Origin of the sequence: Streptomyces sp. NPDC006458 (genome assembly GCF_040612135.1) — a bacterium.
Taxonomy (GTDB): Bacteria; Actinomycetota; Actinomycetes; order Streptomycetales; family Streptomycetaceae; genus Streptomyces.
Genome location: NZ_JBEXPR010000036.1, coordinates 1 through 15,692, shown reverse-complemented (window position 1 = coordinate 15,692; position 15,692 = coordinate 1). Strand labels below are relative to the sequence as shown.

Annotated in this window: 18 protein-coding genes; 9 read left to right on the top strand and 9 right to left on the bottom strand. The window is 72.7% G+C overall.

The window, feature by feature from the left end; all coding sequences use genetic code 11:
* Window positions 1-187: 187 nt before the first annotated feature.
* The 9 genes from ABZZ79_RS34305 to ABZZ79_RS34265 all read right to left on the bottom strand — a co-directional run bounded on the left by ABZZ79_RS34305 (window position 188) and on the right by ABZZ79_RS34265 (window position 8,375).
* Complete coding sequence (locus tag ABZZ79_RS34305; RefSeq protein ID WP_356695604.1) at window positions 188-1,381, bottom strand: hypothetical protein; 1,194 nt, start codon at window positions 1,379-1,381, stop codon at window positions 188-190.
* On the bottom strand, window positions 1,381-2,043 hold the full coding sequence (locus ABZZ79_RS34300; RefSeq protein ID WP_356695602.1) for an RNA polymerase sigma factor: 663 nt from the start codon (window positions 2,041-2,043) through the stop codon (window positions 1,381-1,383). Before ABZZ79_RS34300 ends, ABZZ79_RS34305 begins: the two co-directional genes overlap by 1 nt.
* 416 nt (window positions 2,044-2,459) lie before the next feature.
* Window positions 2,460-3,341 (bottom strand): hypothetical protein, encoded by an 882-nt coding sequence (locus tag ABZZ79_RS34295; RefSeq protein ID WP_356695600.1) that lies wholly within the window; start codon window positions 3,339-3,341, stop codon window positions 2,460-2,462.
* 68 nt (window positions 3,342-3,409) lie between these two features.
* Window positions 3,410-4,018, bottom strand: a complete 609-nt coding sequence (locus tag ABZZ79_RS34290) for an RNA polymerase sigma factor (protein WP_356695598.1) — start codon at window positions 4,016-4,018, stop codon at window positions 3,410-3,412.
* Between the two features lie 123 nt (window positions 4,019-4,141).
* Window positions 4,142-4,573 carry a hypothetical protein gene (locus ABZZ79_RS34285; RefSeq protein ID WP_356695596.1) on the bottom strand — a complete coding sequence of 144 codons (432 nt, stop codon included), beginning with the start codon at window positions 4,571-4,573 and terminating at the stop codon, window positions 4,142-4,144.
* A 402-nt stretch (window positions 4,574-4,975) separates the two neighbouring features.
* The gene (locus ABZZ79_RS34280) at window positions 4,976-5,374 is read right to left on the bottom strand and encodes a hypothetical protein (RefSeq protein WP_356695594.1); all 399 of its coding nucleotides are present in this window, start codon (window positions 5,372-5,374) and stop codon (window positions 4,976-4,978) included.
* 108 nt (window positions 5,375-5,482) lie between these two features.
* Window positions 5,483-6,046, bottom strand: coding sequence for a hypothetical protein (locus ABZZ79_RS34275; protein ID WP_356695592.1), 564 nt, complete (start codon window positions 6,044-6,046; stop codon window positions 5,483-5,485).
* A gap of 76 nt (window positions 6,047-6,122) precedes the next feature.
* Complete coding sequence (locus ABZZ79_RS34270) at window positions 6,123-6,611, bottom strand: hypothetical protein (RefSeq protein ID WP_356695590.1); 489 nt, start codon at window positions 6,609-6,611, stop codon at window positions 6,123-6,125.
* A 159-nt stretch (window positions 6,612-6,770) separates the two neighbouring features.
* Window positions 6,771-8,375 (bottom strand): glycoside hydrolase family 20 protein, encoded by a 1,605-nt coding sequence (locus ABZZ79_RS34265; protein ID WP_356695588.1) that lies wholly within the window; start codon window positions 8,373-8,375, stop codon window positions 6,771-6,773.
* A gap of 204 nt (window positions 8,376-8,579) precedes the next feature.
* Between ABZZ79_RS34265 and ABZZ79_RS34260 the strand changes: the two genes are divergently transcribed.
* The 9 genes from ABZZ79_RS34260 to ABZZ79_RS34220 all read left to right on the top strand — a co-directional run bounded on the left by ABZZ79_RS34260 (window position 8,580) and on the right by ABZZ79_RS34220 (window position 15,555).
* Complete coding sequence (locus ABZZ79_RS34260; RefSeq protein ID WP_356695586.1) at window positions 8,580-9,143, top strand: 2-oxo-4-hydroxy-4-carboxy-5-ureidoimidazoline decarboxylase; 564 nt, start codon at window positions 8,580-8,582, stop codon at window positions 9,141-9,143.
* 190 nt (window positions 9,144-9,333) lie between these two features.
* Window positions 9,334-9,714, top strand: a complete 381-nt coding sequence (sdhC, locus tag ABZZ79_RS34255; RefSeq protein WP_356695584.1) for a succinate dehydrogenase, cytochrome b556 subunit — start codon at window positions 9,334-9,336, stop codon at window positions 9,712-9,714.
* A 5-nt stretch (window positions 9,715-9,719) separates the two neighbouring features.
* Window positions 9,720-10,202, top strand: a complete 483-nt coding sequence (locus tag ABZZ79_RS34250; protein ID WP_356695582.1) for a succinate dehydrogenase hydrophobic membrane anchor subunit — start codon at window positions 9,720-9,722, stop codon at window positions 10,200-10,202.
* A gap of 22 nt (window positions 10,203-10,224) precedes the next feature.
* Window positions 10,225-11,979, top strand: a complete 1,755-nt coding sequence (gene sdhA / locus ABZZ79_RS34245) for a succinate dehydrogenase flavoprotein subunit (RefSeq protein WP_356695580.1) — start codon at window positions 10,225-10,227, stop codon at window positions 11,977-11,979.
* Window positions 11,979-12,740: a succinate dehydrogenase iron-sulfur subunit gene (locus ABZZ79_RS34240; RefSeq protein WP_356695578.1), complete on the top strand. Its 762-nt coding sequence runs from the start codon at window positions 11,979-11,981 to the stop codon at window positions 12,738-12,740. Before sdhA ends, ABZZ79_RS34240 begins: the two co-directional genes overlap by 1 nt.
* 109 nt (window positions 12,741-12,849) lie before the next feature.
* Complete coding sequence (locus ABZZ79_RS34235) at window positions 12,850-13,260, top strand: VOC family protein (protein WP_356695576.1); 411 nt, start codon at window positions 12,850-12,852, stop codon at window positions 13,258-13,260.
* A 587-nt stretch (window positions 13,261-13,847) separates the two neighbouring features.
* A complete protein-coding gene (locus ABZZ79_RS34230) occupies window positions 13,848-14,243 on the top strand; it encodes a hypothetical protein (protein WP_356695574.1) in 396 nt (131 codons plus the stop codon).
* Window positions 14,240-14,758, top strand: coding sequence for a DCC1-like thiol-disulfide oxidoreductase family protein (locus tag ABZZ79_RS34225; protein WP_356695572.1), 519 nt, complete (start codon window positions 14,240-14,242; stop codon window positions 14,756-14,758). The genes ABZZ79_RS34230 and ABZZ79_RS34225 overlap by 4 nt, the downstream gene beginning before the upstream one ends.
* 71 nt (window positions 14,759-14,829) lie before the next feature.
* On the top strand, window positions 14,830-15,555 hold the full coding sequence (locus tag ABZZ79_RS34220; RefSeq protein WP_356695570.1) for a TetR family transcriptional regulator: 726 nt from the start codon (window positions 14,830-14,832) through the stop codon (window positions 15,553-15,555).
* Window positions 15,556-15,692: the final 137 nt, after the last annotated feature.

The window sequence follows — 15,692 nt, the reverse complement described above, 5'->3', positions numbered from 1 at the left end:
GGATCGGCGAAGTCGCAGGTCAGAAGGTGTGGGGCGCGGGGCCATGCCGACGCTCCGGAGGGCAGCCGCCCTGAAGGGGCGCGGGGAACCGCGCGACCGGCCCTCCACGACCCCCACCCGCCGATCGCCGATCGCCGATCGCGTGCGGCCCGGAGGACTGGCAGGGCCAGGGCCTCTGGGTCTGGACCTAGCCCTGGTCCTCGTGGCGAGCGTCGCCGCCGTTCCCGTCCTGGTGGCCGCGGTCGTCGCGGTCGCCCTTGTCACCGTCGTCGCGGCCACGGTCGTCGCGGCTGCGATCGCGGTCGCGGTCGTTCCCGTCGTGGCCGCCGCCCTGGTCGTCGCCGTGATCGCGGCCCTGGTCGCCGTCGCCACGACCGTCGTCAGCACGACCGCCGTCAGCACCATCGCCGTCACCACGACCGTCGTCTCCGCTGCCGCGGTCGCGGCCGGCCCGGTGGCGGTCGTCGGAGTTGCCCTCGTCGGCGTTGCCGTCGGAGTCGCCGTCACCGTGCTCGGTACTCCGGCCCGCCTCGCCGTTCCTGGCGTCGCCCTGGGCGTTGCCGCCCTGGTTCCCGCGGTGCGTGAGGGTGTCGAGTTCGGCGAGGAGGCCCTTGCAATAGGTCCACACCCGGCCGGAGCCGCCGGCCGCGCCCTCCAGGGCCCGCTTGCGGTCGGTCCCGAGGTGCCGGCCGTCACGCACGGCCCGGCAGGCGGAGGCGGTCTCGCGCAGAGCGCGGCCGGTGCTCTCGCGGATGTCCGGCGCGACGCCGGAGCGGTCGCCGGGCGCGGGATCGCCGCCGCCGGCGATGTCCCGGCCGGCGCCACCCGGCCCGGAGGAGCCCTCGGACGGGGCCGTATCGCCGGGGGCGTCCGGCGACGGCGTGGTCGACGGCTGCCGAGGGGTCGCGGCCGCGGAGACCGAGGAGGCGGGCGCGGGCTCGGCGTCGTCGAACGGTGTGGGGAGCACTCCGGTTCCGGCCGCGACGGCCACCCCGCCGACCATGCCTACGGCGAGCGCGGCGACCAGGACGTAGCGCAGCGGGCGGGCCCAGCGGGGGCGGCCGGGCACGGGTTCGGGGTCGTCGAGCCGGAACAGCCCGGCGTCGGACGCACCCGCGCGGCCCCGTGCGGCCGGGGCGTCGGCGCCCTCCGCGAAGTCGGTCGGACGGTCGGCGCGAGCACTGCGGAAAGCGGCCAACGCGGCGGCCTCGCCGGGGAGTTCGGTGCTGCTCGCAGCGGGTTGCGAGGAGAGAGCGCCGAGGGCTTCGGCAAGCCGCTCGGCCTGCTCGCGCGCGTCGGCGCCGACAGCGTCCAGTGGCTCTCCGCGCAGCAATCGCTCCGCCGTTTCGCGGTCCAGCCACCCGTACTGCTCGTCGGCCATCACATGTCCCTCTGCGTCCGCGCGCGCGTATGCGTCACACTCGCGGACGTCACCCTCCGGCCGTGCGGTTCTCGCTGGGTGGGCATGGCGTCGAGCACACCCGTGGATTCCGGATCGTCGCCGAGGAGTTCGGCCAGTCGTTTCAGCCCGCGGTGCGCGGCCGTGCGGACGGCTCCGGCGCGCTTGCCCAGGGTCTCGGCGGCGGACTTGGCGTCCAGGCCGACGACCACGCGCAGGACGACGGCCTCGGCCTGGTCCTGCGGGAGACGGGCGATCAGGGAGAGGGTGCGGCCGGTGGCCAGGGCCTCGATGGCCTCACCCGCGGTGTCGGACTCGGCGGGCCTGCCGGTCAGTTCGGTCTCGTCGCCGCCGATGGCGGGGCGGCGGCCGCGCATGCGTATGTGGTCCAGGGCGCGGTTGCGGGCTATCCGTGCGGCCCAGCCGCGGAAGCGGTCGGCGTCGCCGTCGAACCTGTCGAGGTCGCGGGCGATCTGGAGCCATGCCTCGGAGGCGACGTCCTCGGCGTCGGGCTCGCCGACGAGTGTCCGGACGTATCCGAGCAACCGCGGGTGCACAGTGCGGTACACAGTCCGGAACGCGGTCTCGTCCCCGTCCTGTGCCGCAAGCACCGCGGCGGTCAACTCCGCGTCGTCCCCCAGCACCGCGCCCCTTTTGCGCACCGATCCGGTCGTGCGCCGCCCCTGGGGACACACAGCCCAGGCAGTCCGACGCGAAAGGCACGTTACGGCGTGAAACCGCTCCCCGTCCATGCATGTAAAAGACACGTACAAGATGCAACTAACTCGTGACGCGGTGGACGGGTGCGGGGTGTGACACAAATCGCGGCCGCGGCGCTGAAGGAAGTACGGGCCGCCGCGCGGCCCGTCCGCGCGACGGCCGGGGCCTCTCCTGTGGGGGGTGGCGGCCCCGGCCGTTGCCTTCGGCACCACGCCGCCCGCCCCGAGGGGCACATGGAACAGCCCCGGACGCCAGGCGCCGGGGCGATCGTGTGTGTGGTCGCGTGCGTGGTCGGATGCCGCGGGATTCTCGCTGCCGGTACCCGGTCGGCCGTACCGGGTCACTGCTTCTTGTCGGTGCCGCCCTCGGTGCCGCCCACGGTGGCGTTGCCGGTGTCGTCGCCCTGGCCGGTCGGCGGCTCGGTACCGGTGGCACCGTTGTCCTGGCCGCCGCTGTCCTGGCCGCCGCTGTTCCGGCCGCTGTCCTGCTCGTCGTTCCGGCCGGTGCCCTGGCCGTTGTTCTGACTGGTGCCCTGGCCGTTGCTCTGCTCGCTCCGGTCGCCCTGCCCGGTGCCGGGCCTGGCCGTGGCCTCGGCTGCCCGCAGGACCTCCGCGCAGTAGGCCTCGACACGGTCCTCGCCGCCGGCCGCCCGCACCAGTCGCTGCCAGGCGGTCGACTCCAGCGCGTTGCCGCGTTCCGCGAGCCGCTCGTAGGACCGGCAGTGGGCCTCGGTGTCCTGGGCCGCGGACGGGCGACCGTCGGGTCCCCGCGTCTGGGACGGGCCGCCGGTGGCGGCGGCGGAGGCGCCCGGCTGGTCGGAGGCGCTCTTGGACGGGGTGTCCGGCCCCTTGCCGGCGTCCTCGGGCGCGGTGTCGGTGCCGCCGACGGCCGCGTAGGCGACGCCGCCGAGGGTCAGGCCGGCGAGCAGCACGGCGAACGTGGACCGCACCGGCCGTGCGACGCGCGCGTGGCGCGGCCGCCAGTCGTCGCGCCGCCGCGTCCGCGCCCGGTGCGCCCCGGCCTCCCGCGCCGCGAGGAACGCGGCCACCGCCCGCTGCTCGGCCTCGGCGTCCGGCACGGTACGCCGCAGGGTGTCGGCGAGGAATGCCTCCAGGGCGGGCGCGTGCAATGCGTCGGCGGGCGACGGCGCGGGGGTACGGCGACCGCCTGCGTGGTTGTGCCGGTGGTCGGGTGCCGCCCCTTCGTTCAGCCGCTCACCCATGTCCGCATCCGTTTCCGCCCGGCCCGTCCGGCCCGTCAGCCTGCCCGCCGGTCTGTCACCGTCGTCGTTCACTTCGACTCCCCCAGCGTCCGGGAAGCCTCATCCGTCACACCCAGCTGCCGCGCCAGGCGCTTCAGGCCCCGGTGGGCGGCCGTCCGCACCGCGCCGGGGCGCTTGCCGAGGACCCGGGCGGCAGCCGGGCCGTCCAGTCCCACCACGACCCGCAGCAGCACCGCCTCGGCCTGGTCGCGCGGCAGCGACCGGACCAGTTCCAGAGCCCGCTCGGTGGAGAGCGACTCCAGCGCCTGCTCGTGGGTGCTGTGCGGGCCGGGCAGCTCCAGCATGTCCTGCTCCAGCGCCGAGCCCCGCGGACGTACCCGCAGCCGGCGCAGATGGTCCAGGGCACGGTGCCGGGCGATCGTGGCCGTCCAGCCGCGGAAACCCGCCCCGTCGCCCTTGAACCGCCCGAGGTCCCGGGCGATCTCCAGCCAGGCGTCGGAGGCCACGTCCTCCGCGTCGTCGCCGACGAGTCCGCGCAGATATCCGAGCAGCCCCGGCTGCACCAGCCGGTACGCGACCGCGAATGCGGCCTCGTCGCCCTCCTGGGCCCGCGCGACCGCCGCTCCCAGCTCCCTGTCGTACGCCTGCACGCGCCGGGGTTCCCCTCCCTGGCCCAAAACCGTCCTCGTTCGCACCGGTTCGCCTGCGGGTTCCCGCCGTTCGGCACACTCCGTCGGTGCCGAGGTCCCCGTCTCAACAGCGCCGCGCTTCACAGAAGTGTCACAGCCGCCCACGCGTGTCTACGCCGCCGTTCGCCGGGCCCGGCCGTGCAGGGTCAGATAGAAGGTCAGCAGGGATTCCTCCGGTCCGCCCGTCTCGAAGCGGTTGCGGACCTTGCCCAGCGGGTTCCAGACCCGGCCGTCGGGCAGCCGCACCCCGACCGGCTGCGCGAACCAGGCGCGCTGGTCGGCGTCGAGGTCGACCCACACCCCGCCGGCCCGGCGGACCAGCACCTCACCGACGTACGCCCCGAGTCCCGCGAGCGTGTCGCGGATGCTGTCGGCGTCGGCGCCGCCCTTGCGCAGTCCGTCGATCAGCCTGTCCACCACCCGCAGGCTGGCCACCGACCAGTCCAGCGGTATCCGGTGGCGCGCTGTCAGCCGGGCGGTGAAGTCCGCGGCGTACGGCCGCATCCCGGCGGCACGTGGCAGTCGCCCGTCCGCGGTGTCCATGAGCCCACCCCTCCGTCGTGGCCTCCGGAGAACCCCAGGCGGCTCCCCCGCTCCTCCCAGCGGGTGCGGTCTCAGGATCATCACGGGTCACACGCGTGTGTCATCACACACGTCCGACGGGGTGTGCCCGTGCAACCTTTCGGATCTTCGTGCGTCCGCCGGGGCGACCACGGTGACGCTTCGCCGGAGCGACGCGCTCTACGGGTGGTGTCTGTGTGACAGGTGACGCCGCCGGTCCCGCCGTACCGCCACCTGACGGCGTACGGCCGGGGCGGCGAGCCGGCCGGGGCTCCGTGCGGTGCCCCGGCCGGCTCGTGACCGTCCGCGTCCCGGGGGCGGACGCCCCTGGTCGGCGCGTATGCCGCTCGTCGGCCCGGACGCCCCTGGCCGGCCCGGACGTCGCTAGTCGGCGCGTATGCCGCTGGTCGCGTCGCGGCACAGCAGGCGCAGGGAGCCCACGCCGGTGAAGCAGCGGCGGGCCTCGTCCATCGGGTCCCACAGCTTGCCGTCGGGGGTGCGCACCCAGTGGTCGCCGCCGCTCGCCCACCACTCGGCGCCGGTCTGCCGGGCGATCACCTCACCCGCGTACGCCCCGAGTCCGCGCAGCACGTTCTCCACGGCGGCGTACGGCGGCTCCTCGCGCCGCAGGTCCTCGATCATCCGGTCGACGCGCCACAGACTCTGCGCCGAGTAGTCCAGGCGCAGCCGCGCGCCCTCACGCATCGTCGCCACGGCGTCGGCGGCCCAGCGGACGGGCTTCGCGGCGGCCTGGGGCCTGGTCTCCTGATGTGTCGTCGTCACATAGGCAAGAGCGGGGTCAGGTGTGGTTTCGTCACTCCCCCGGCAGCGTTCCCACAACCCGCGCACGACCGCCCCGCCGCGGTCACAGGATCCGCCGCCCGTGCGGTTTCAGCCCTCCTGCTGGCGAGTACGCCGCGACACCACCGCCCGCAGCACCCGGCGGCCCTCGGTGGAGACGTCCAGGGCGCGCCGCAGTCCGGCCGCGCCGTGGCCCGCGAGCAGTTCCAGGACGGTGACCTGGCGGCGCAGTTCGGCCTCGACGAGCGGGGACATGCCCTCGGTGCGGCCCGCGCGGGTGGCGTCGACGGAGCCGGCGGCGTTCTCGGCCGGGTCCAGCAGCCGGTGGATCTGGAGGGAGGCGACCGAGCAGGCGTCGGCCCAGAGCCGCACCTCGGCCGCCGAGCGCTCGGCGGGGGCGGCCTCCAGCATCCGCCGGGCGAGCGCCGCGGCCTCGTCGGGCTGCTCGGCCTCGGACGCCTCCAGCCTGCCTCGCGCCTCGTCCAGCAGGCCGCCCCACGCGGTCGGGTCGGCGCCGTCGGCGAGGCTCGCCCACAGCGGGCGCAGCAGCTCGTCGTCGCCGCCGAGCAGCGGCACGCACCGATCCAAACAAGCCAGCCCGCTGGCGGCCAGTCCGCGCTCGTCGGCCTGCGCGATCAGTTCCACCAGACTCATCCACGCCTCCCTCGACGGGGCGCCATCCGTCACGGAGCCCGTACTTTCCCCTTCTGCGCGTAACGGCCCGGTTGTGTCACAGGGGCACCACACCGAGCCGGTCGAGCAGCCGGAAGAGGAGATTTTCGGCCAAGGGGTCGGGCTCGGCGGTGAACACGCCGAGCAGCACCTCGGGGTCGGCGGTGTGCCCGGCCTCGGCGGCCCAGGCGGCCGCGCGCTCGGCGGCGTCACGGGGGTCGAGGAAGTAGTCCTCCACCGACAGGCCGTCCTGGCCGAGGTAGCCGGCCATGGCCTCCCGCCCCAGACAGGCCGACCACGCCCCGCTGTCCGGGGCCGCCGCCTCGATCACCACGCAGTCGCTGTCCATCACGTAGCCGAACAGCGCGGGCGCCTCGGTCTCCCGGGCGAGCGCGTTCATGCTGCCGACGTCGCCCTCGCCGCTCGGGTACTCCCACACCTGCCAGTCGTCCGGTGCCGAGGCGTGCCGCCGCAGCCCCTCGACGGGCAGCAGTTCGCCCAGCGGCCGTGGGTCGCGGCCCACGACGAAGTACCCCCAGTAGCCCATGTCCGGCCCCCCGAATGTCGTGTGCAGGCTCGCGCCGAATACATCACAGCCGCAGGAGGGCGCGCAGGCGGATCGGACAATCCGCCCGCCGTCGGCCCAGCCGGTCCGCGAGGGCCCGGCACTCCGCCCAGGGACAGCCCGGCCGGAGCCGGCCCGCGGTCAGCCCAGCCGGTCCGCCAGGGCCCGGAACTCCGCCCAGGACAGTCGCGGCCGGTCCGCGTCCCAGAGCTTCTGGACGGTGGCCCGCAGCGGCATCCTGATGCCGGCCGCGACCTGGCCCTGCGTCTGCGCGTCCGCCAGGTCGCACCACACGGCGAACGAGCCGCCGAGGATCTGGGCGTCGTAGCGTGCGGGGACGGCCTCGGTGCCGCGCAGCACGCGCGGGGTCCACTGCTCGTAGATCCGCCGGCCGGTGGGGTAGACGAAGGTCTGCGGCTCGCCGAGCACGTAGTAGAGGAACTCGTCGTTGTAGTTGATCACCTCGCGGCCGGCGCTCAGATAGTCGACGGGCGGCCGGGCACCGATCTCCTTGCCGGTCCAGTAGGCGACCTGGATGTCGGCGTCGGCCTTGACCGTCGTGCCGCGGTAGAGGCCGTCGTTCCACGCGCGCGGGGTGCGGCCCAGGGTCCGTACGGTGCCGGCGCGGTCGTTGAGCCACCCGGTGGCGAGTTCGGCGACGCCCGCGCCGGAGCCGTGGGCCTCGCGCGCGGCGGCCGCGAGCTGCGGGTAGGACGCCTCGGGGTCGGACCGCGTGAGCGCCTGGTACTCGTCGCCGCCCAGATGCCAGGGGTCGCCGGGGAACAGCTCGGCGTACTCGGTGAACAGGTCGTCGACGATCTCGGCGGCGTCGGGGTCGGAGATGTCGACCGCGCCGCGCGTCGGCACGCCCCTGGCGTCGCGCAGTTGCAGCTCGGGGTGGGCGTCGATGACCGCGCCGAGATGACCGGGCGAGTCGATCTCGGGCACCACGGTGATGTGCCGGCTGGTGGCGAGGGCGACGATCCGCCGGACCTCGGCCTTGGTCAGATGCTGCCGGGAGACGATCTCCGGGTGGGTGTCCGACTCGATGCGGAAGCCCTGGTCGTCGGAGAAGTGCAGCCCGAGCTGGTTGAACTTCAGATCCCCCAGTTCCCGCACCCGGTCCTCGATCCACCGGGCGGTGAAGTGCTTGCGGGCGATGTCCAGCATCAGTCCGCGCACCGGCTTGGCGGGCTCGTCGCGCACGACGCCCTCGGGTGCCGTGCCGGCGCCGCGCACCTCCTGCTTCAGCGTCCGCGTCCCGTAGAAGACGCCCGCCTCGTCGGGCCCGCTGATGGTCACCCGCCCGCCGCGCACGGTCATGCTGTACGACTCCGGGTCCGCGCCCTCGTCGCCGCTCAGCGCGAGCAGCACGTCCCCGGCGCGCACGTCCCGGCTCTCCCCGCCGTAGGACAGTCCCAGCTCGCCGGCGAGCAGCTTCGCCTCGTCGCGCAGCTCGGCGTCGCCGGCCACGACCCGGTAGGCCTTCCGGGGCCGCCAGCCCGGCCCGCGGGCGGGCGTGTGCTCCCGCACGGCGGGGATGGTGGCCGGCGCCTGGGACAGCGGGTAGCTGCGGGTCGGGCTCGGTGTGGGGCTGGGGCGCGGACTGGCGCTGCCGCCGCCCGCGCTGCTGGTCGGTGCGGCGGCGGGCACGGAGTCGCCGCCCTCACCCCCGGAGGCCCACACGCCCACGCCCACGCCCAGAACGACGACGGCCACGCCGATCAGCAGCGCGTGCCACCACACCTTCCGTTCCGCTCGCCCCGGTCGCTTCGCGCGGGAGCGCCTGTGCCGGCTCACGGACCCAACCTACGGCCGTCGGGAGCGTCATTCGTCCACCAGACGTCCCTAAACTCTCCCTTCCGGGTGAAATTCGGGCATCCGTCGGACAGGTGATGACCGGTCTCGATACGGTGGCGACACAACTCTCACACCATCCCCTGCCGAAACGTGACTCGCCTCCTTCCCGAGCAGACCCGCGCCGAGCCGTCCCCGCTGGAGCGCTTCAACTCGATCTCAGCCGCCGAGGCCCGCCGCGCACTCCTCATGTGCCTGCGCAGCCTCCGCTGGGCCGACCGCGTCAGCGCCCACCGCCCCTACCCCGACCTCGGCTCGCTCCTGGCCGCGTCCGACGAGGCCGCCTACGACCTCACCCCCACCGACCTCGCGGAGGCCCTGGCGGGCGAGACCCTGCCGCCCCTCCCGGAGGACACGTACGAGGCAGCCCACATGGCCCTGAGCGCGGCGCACACGGCGTACGAGGCTCGGTTCGGGCACGCGTTCGTCATCTACGTGGGTGACACGCCGCCGGACGAGGCCCTCGACCGTTTCCTGGAGGGCATCCGGTCACGATTGACAAACGATCCCGAGGACGAACGCGTCCTGGCGGCGGACGAGCTCCGCAGGCTTGCGAAGGGGCGGCTGATCAGCATGCTCAGGGGCGCGGGGCTGCGCCCGTCGGAGGCTCCGCCGGGGGGCGCGAACGGCCAGGAACATCCGCTTCCCGGCAGATAACCGCACAAACTCCCGCGGACACCGAAATACTCACCCATCCGCGTGCCACTTTGATCACACCGGTAGGCCCCCGCTAAGCCCAGCGCGTACGCGTCGCTACGATGCTGGGGGCCGGTGGACCGTACCCGGCCGGGCCCGACCGACAACCGAAGCCGGCGCGGCCCTAGTCCCCGCTCCCGGAGGGTCTTCCGTGCCGGCTGGAACGCTGTACCGCGGCCGGGAAGGAATGTGGTCCTGGGTGGCTCATCGAGTCACCGGCGTCCTCATCTTCTTCTTCCTGTTCGTCCACGTCCTGGACACCGCTCTCGTGCGTGTCTCCCCCGAGGACTACGACAAGGTCGTAGCCACGTACAAGACGCCGATCGTCGCGCTGCTGGAGTACGGCCTCGTCGCCGCCATCCTCTTCCACGCGCTCAACGGCCTGCGTGTCATCGCCGTCGACTTCTGGTCGAAGGGCCCGCGCTACCAGAAGCAGATGCTCTGGACTGTCGTGGGCCTGTGGGTCGTCCTGATGGCGGGTGCCGTCTATCCCGTCCTCGGCCACGCCGCTCGTGAACTGTTCGGGAGCTGACGCGCATGTCCACGACTGAAATCAACGCTTCCGGCATCGGTCCGGTCGAGGGTGCGCCGCGCTACGGCGTCGACAACCCGGCGCCGGTCATCGAGGCCCCTCGCCAGCGCACCAAGAAGACGCCCCGGTCCACCCGCGGCAACTTCGAGATGGCGGCCTGGCTCTTCATGCGCCTGTCCGGCATCGTGCTGGTCGTCCTCGTCATCGGCCACCTGCTGATCCAGCTCGTGCTGGACGGCGGTGTCTCCAAGATCGGCTTCGCCTTCGTGGCGGGCCGCTGGGCGAGCCCCTTCTGGCAGGTCTGGGACCTGCTGATGCTCTGGCTGGCCATGCTGCACGGCGCCAACGGCCTGCGTACGGTCATCAACGACTACGCGGAGCGGGCGAACACCCGTCTGTGGCTGAAGGGCCTGCTCTACACCGCCACGGTGTTCACCATCCTGCTGGGCACGCTGGTGATCTTCACCTTCGACCCGAACATCCGCTAGGCACGGGGCTGAGGAATTCCTGATGAAGATCCACAAGTACGACACAGTCATCGTCGGCGCGGGCGGCGCCGGTATGCGCGCCGCCATCGAGGCGACGAAGCGCAGCCGCACCGCGGTGCTGACGAAGCTGTACCCGACCCGGTCCCACACGGGCGCCGCGCAGGGCGGCATGGCCGCCGCGCTGGCCAACGTGGAGGAGGACAACTGGGAGTGGCACACCTTCGACACGGTCAAGGGCGGTGACTACCTGGTCGACCAGGACGCCGCCGAGATCCTGGCGAAGGAGGCCATCGACGCCGTCCTCGACCTGGAGAAGATGGGCCTGCCGTTCAACCGGACGCCGGGCGGCACGATCGACCAGCGGCGCTTCGGCGGTCACTCCCGCAACCACGGTGAGGCCCCGGTCCGCCGCTCCTGCTACGCGGCCGACCGCACCGGCCACATGATCCTCCAGACGCTGTACCAGAACTGCGTCAAGGAGGGCGTGGAGTTCTTCAACGAGTTCTACGTCCTGGACCAGCTGATCACCGAGGTCGACGGCGTCAAGCGCTCCGCCGGTGTGGTCGCCTACGAGCTGGCCACCGGCGAGATCCACATCTTCCAGTCGAAGGCCGTCATCTACGCCTCCGGCGGCACCGGCAAGTTCTTCAAGGTGACCTCCAACGCGCACACCCTGACCGGCGACGGCCAGGCCGCCTGCTACCGCCGGGGTCTGCCGCTGGAGGACATGGAGTTCTTCCAGTTCCACCCGACCGGCATCTGGCGCATGGGCATCCTGCTGACGGAGGGTGCCCGCGGTGAGGGCGGCATCCTGCGCAACAAGGACGGCGAGCGCTTCATGGAGAAGTACGCGCCGGTCATGAAGGACCTCGCGTCCCGTGACGTCGTCTCCCGCTCCATCTACACGGAGATCCGTGAGGGCCGCGGCTGCGGTCCCGAGGGCGACCACGTCTACCTGGACCTCACGCACCTCCCGCCGGAGCAGCTGGACGCCAAGCTCCCGGACATCACGGAGTTCGCGCGCACCTACCTCGGCATCGAGCCCTACACGGACCCGATCCCGATCCAGCCGACCGCGCACTACGCCATGGGCGGCATCCCGACCAACGTCGAGGGTGAGGTCCTGCTCGACAACACCACCGTCGTCCCGGGCCTGTACGCGGCCGGCGAGGTCGCGTGCGTGTCGGTCCACGGCGCCAACCGCCTGGGCACCAACTCGCTGCTGGACATCAACGTGTTCGGCCGCCGCGCGGGCATCGCCGCCGCCGAGTACTCCCACAAGGCCGAGTTCGTCGAGCTGCCGGAGGACCCGGAGGCGCTGGTCGTCGAGCAGATCGAGCGGCTGCGCACCTCCACCGGCACCGAGCGGGTCGCCACGATCCGCCGCGAGCTGCAGGAGACCATGGACGCCAACGTCATGGTGTTCCGCACCGAGCAGACGATCAAGACGGCCGTCGAGAAGATCGCCGAGCTGCGCGAGCGCTACAAGAACGTGGCGGTCCAGGACAAGGGCAAGCGGTTCAACACCGACCTGCTGGAGGCCATCGAGCTGGGCAACCTGCTCGAACTGGCCGAGGTCATGGCCGTCTCCGCGCTGGCCCGCAAGGAGTCCCGCGGCGGTCACTACCGCGAGGACTACCCGAACCGCGACGACGTCAACTTCATGCGCCACACGATGGCGTACCGCGAGGTCGGCGCCGACGGGTCGGAAACCGTCCGACTCGACTACAAGCCGGTCGTCCAGACCCGCTACCAGCCGATGGAGCGTAAGTACTGATGGCTACCCCTGTTCTGGACAAGGTCGAGGCGGAGTCCGCGGCCTCCCCGTACATCACCGTCACCTTCCGGGTCCGCCGTTTCAACCCGGAGGTCTCGGCCGAGGCGACGTGGGAAGACTTCCAGCTGGAGATCGACCCCAAGGAGCGCGTCCTCGACGGTCTCCACAAGATCAAGTGGGACGTGGACGGCACGCTGACGTTCCGCCGCTCCTGCGCGCACGGCATCTGCGGCTCCGACGCCATGCGGATCAACGGCAAGAACCGCCTGGCGTGCAAGACGCTGATCAAGGACATCAACCCGGACAAGCCGATCACGATCGAGCCCATCAAGGGCCTGACGGTCCTGAAGGACCTGGTCGTGGACATGGAGCCGTTCTTCCAGGCTTACCGGGACGTGATGCCCTTCCTGATCACGAAGGACACCAACGAGCCGACGCGCGAGCGTCTGCAGACGGCCGAGGACCGTGAGCGCTTCGACGACACGACGAAGTGCATCCTCTGCGCCGCCTGCACCTCCTCGTGCCCGGTCTTCTGGAACGACGGCCAGTACTTCGGCCCGGCGGCCATCGTCAACGCGCACCGCTTCATCTTCGACTCGCGCGACGAGGCCGGCGAGCAGCGCCTGGAGATCCTCAACGACCGTGACGGTGTGTGGCGTTGCCGCACCACCTTCAACTGCACGGACGCCTGCCCGCGTGGCATCGAGGTCACCAAGGCGATCGCCGAGGTGAAGAAGGCGCTGATCACGCGCCGCTTCTGAGCCCGCACCGCCCTTCACGCCGAGGGCCCTGCTCCGTCCGGAGCAGGGCCCTCGGCGTTTTCCGCGCCTTCGCGGCGGACCGGTGGGACAAGGCACCTAATCTGATGCCATGTCAGATGACGAGTCGTACGAGCTGCTCGGGTTCGACAACGTGCTGCTGCCGGTCGGACAGCTCGGCGAGGCGGTGGAGTTCTACGAGCGGGCCGGGTTCACGGTGGGGTTCCGGCTCGACGAGGCCGGGATCGCGCTGCTGAAGGTCGGGGGCGAGACACCCGGGATCCTGCTGCGGCAGGAGGAGGCGCTGGGGCACCGGCCGCCGCCGTGGCCGCCCGTGCGGCTCTGGCTGGAGGTGCCGGACGTCCGGGCGGCGGCGCGGGCGCTGCGGGGAGCGGGGGTCGCGCTGCTCGACGAGCCGTTCTCGATGGCCACGGGGTGGACGGTGGAGATCGCCGACCCGTGGGGGAACGTCATCGGGTTCACGGACTACTCCAAGCGGCCGGAGCTGGGACGCAGACCCTGACGGACAGCGGAGGCGCGGACCCTGACGGGCGGCCGAGGCGCAGACCCGCGGCGGCGGGAGGCGCGGACCCTGACGGGCGGCGGAGGCGCGGACCCCCGGCGGCGGGAGGCGCGGACCCTGACGGGCGGCCGAGGCGCAGACCCGCGGCGGCGGGAGGCGCGGACCCTGACGGGCGGCCGAGGCGCGGACCCTGTTGGGTGGCCGAGGCGCAGACCCGCGGCGGCGGGAGGCGCGGACCCTGACGGGCGGCCGAGGCGCAGACCCATGGCGGCGGAGGCGCGGACCCACGGGGGCGAAGGCGCGGCCCTGACGGGTGGCCGACGCGCGGACCCACAGCGGCCGAGGCGCGGACCCGCGGCGGCGGGAGGCGCGGACCCACGGGAGGGGCGGGTCCGCGGGCCCACGGGAGGGCCGGGTCCGCGGGCCCCCGGAGGCCGGACGCGAGGAGCAACCCTCCTCACCATGCACCGAGTTGGCGGCTCTCCGGCCGTGACACAGGTCTCCGCGCTATTGCGTTGAACGTGTTCAAAAGCAGGCCTACAGTCATCCCTGTCAGCGTTTTGAACGCGTTCAAGAAGGGGGAGGCCATGGACCGCGTGGTCATCGCCTATGTCATCTACCTGGTCGTCAGCGTCGTGCTCACCGTGTGGGTGGCCCGCACGCTCAGCCGCAACGGCCGTATCTTCCTCGCCGACGTGCTCCGCGGGAACGAGGAGCTCGCCGACGCCGTCAACCGCCTGCTGGTGGTCGGCTTCTATCTGGTCAACCTCGGCCTGGTCGCCCTGTTCATGACCGACAGCGGCGATGTCTCCGACAACCGCGGGATGCTGGAGAACCTGTCGATCAAGATCGGCTGGGTGCTGCTGCTGCTCGGCATCATGCACATAGGCAACGTCTACGTCCTCAACCGCATCCGGCGCCGGGGCCGGATGGAGCGCGAGCAGGTGCCGCCGGTCGCGCCGCAGGACTGGGCCGAGGTATGACGGCCGAGGCCGCCACCCCGGGCCGGGACGCCACGCGCGTCCCGGTCCGCCGGCTCACCGTGCTCTACGACGCCGAGTGCGCGCTGTGCGCCCATGTGCGCGACTGGCTGGGCCGTCAGGCGCAGTTGGTACCGCTGGACCTGATCCCGGCCGGGTCCGCCGAGGCCCGTGCCCGCTACCCCCGCCTCGACCACGCCGCCACCCTGGACGACATCACCGCCGTGGGCGACGCGGGCCAGGTCTACCGGGGCGCCGCCGCGTGGGTCGTGGTCCTGTGGGCGCTGCGCGAACACCGGCCCCTCGCCCACCGGCTGAGCACGCCCACCGGGATGCGGCTGGCCAAGGGCGCGGCGCTGGCGGCGGCCAGGTGGCGCGACGGGCGGTGGGGCCGCGGACAGGAGGGCGGGGCCGTGTACCGGCGGGCGGACGGGTGGTCGTACGACCCGTCCTGGGGCTGGAGTTACGGCCCGCCGGGGTGCGAGGACGGGACCTGCGCGCCCCGCCGAGGGGCCTGAGGATCTCCGCGAGTTCGACCCCTGTACCAGGCGGCGCAGTCGCCCTGAGCCCCACTGGTTAGGCTCGCTCCGTGCCCTCGAAGAACGACAGCCCCGAGCCCAGCAAGTCCGAGCAGACCCGCGCGCTGATCCTGGAGACAGCCATGCGGCTGTTCCAGGAGCGGGGCTACGACAAGACCACCATGCGGGCCATCGCCCAGGAGGCCGGGGTCTCCGTCGGGAACGCCTACTACTACTTCGAGGGCAAGGAACACCTGATCCAGGGCTTCTACGACCGGATCGCCGCCGAGCACCAGGCGGCGGTCCGGGACGTCCTGGACCACGAGAGCGAGCTGGAGGCGAGGCTGGCGGGCGTGCTGAAGGCATGGCTGGACGTCGCGACCCCGTACCACGAGTTCGCCGTCCAGTTCTTCAAGAACGCCGCCGACCCCGACAGCCCCCTCAGCCCGTTCTCCCCGGAGTCGGAGCACGCCCGCGAGGAGGCGATCAGCGTCCACCGGGAGGTCCTCGCGGGGGCGACGAAGACCAAGGTGCCGGAGGAACTCCGCGACGTGCTGCCGGAGTTGCTGTGGCTCTCCCAGATGGGCCTCGTCCTGTACTGGATCTTCGACCGCACCGCGGGCAGGGAGCGCAGCTACAAGCTCGCCGCGCGCGGTGCCCGGCTCACCGCGCGCGGCGTGGCCCTGTCCCGCTTCCGTGTCCTGCGCCCCCTCGTCCGCGAGCTGCACGAGCTGTTCAAGGACTTCCTGCCGGGGATGACGCGGGCGCTGCCGAAGCCGGGCAAGGGCGAGGGCTAGTGCCCCGGCAGGCAACGTTCGCCGGGTGAACGTTGCCTGTTGGCGCACTAGTGCCCCGGCAGGCAGCGTTTGCCCGTCAAGGAGCGGCGTCCGGCGCGTGCTCTCGGTGTGCCGGGTGCAGGCCCTCGTACTGGATG

Coding starts and splice junctions, on each gene's coding strand:
- ABZZ79_RS34305 (WP_356695604.1), bottom strand. CDS start 1,381: ATGGCCGACGAGCAGTACGGGTGGCTGGACCGCGAAACGGCGGAGCGA.
- ABZZ79_RS34295 (WP_356695600.1), bottom strand. CDS start 3,341: ATGGGTGAGCGGCTGAACGAAGGGGCGGCACCCGACCACCGGCACAAC.
- ABZZ79_RS34285 (WP_356695596.1), bottom strand. CDS start 4,573: ATGGACACCGCGGACGGGCGACTGCCACGTGCCGCCGGGATGCGGCCG.
- ABZZ79_RS34275 (WP_356695592.1), bottom strand. CDS start 6,046: ATGAGTCTGGTGGAACTGATCGCGCAGGCCGACGAGCGCGGACTGGCC.
- ABZZ79_RS34270 (WP_356695590.1), bottom strand. CDS start 6,611: ATGGGCTACTGGGGGTACTTCGTCGTGGGCCGCGACCCACGGCCGCTG.
- ABZZ79_RS34250 (WP_356695582.1), top strand. CDS start 9,720: ATGTCCACGACTGAAATCAACGCTTCCGGCATCGGTCCGGTCGAGGGT.
- sdhA (WP_356695580.1), top strand. CDS start 10,225: ATGAAGATCCACAAGTACGACACAGTCATCGTCGGCGCGGGCGGCGCC.
- ABZZ79_RS34240 (WP_356695578.1), top strand. CDS start 11,979: ATGGCTACCCCTGTTCTGGACAAGGTCGAGGCGGAGTCCGCGGCCTCC.
- ABZZ79_RS34235 (WP_356695576.1), top strand. CDS start 12,850: ATGTCAGATGACGAGTCGTACGAGCTGCTCGGGTTCGACAACGTGCTG.
- ABZZ79_RS34230 (WP_356695574.1), top strand. CDS start 13,848: ATGGACCGCGTGGTCATCGCCTATGTCATCTACCTGGTCGTCAGCGTC.
- ABZZ79_RS34225 (WP_356695572.1), top strand. CDS start 14,240: ATGACGGCCGAGGCCGCCACCCCGGGCCGGGACGCCACGCGCGTCCCG.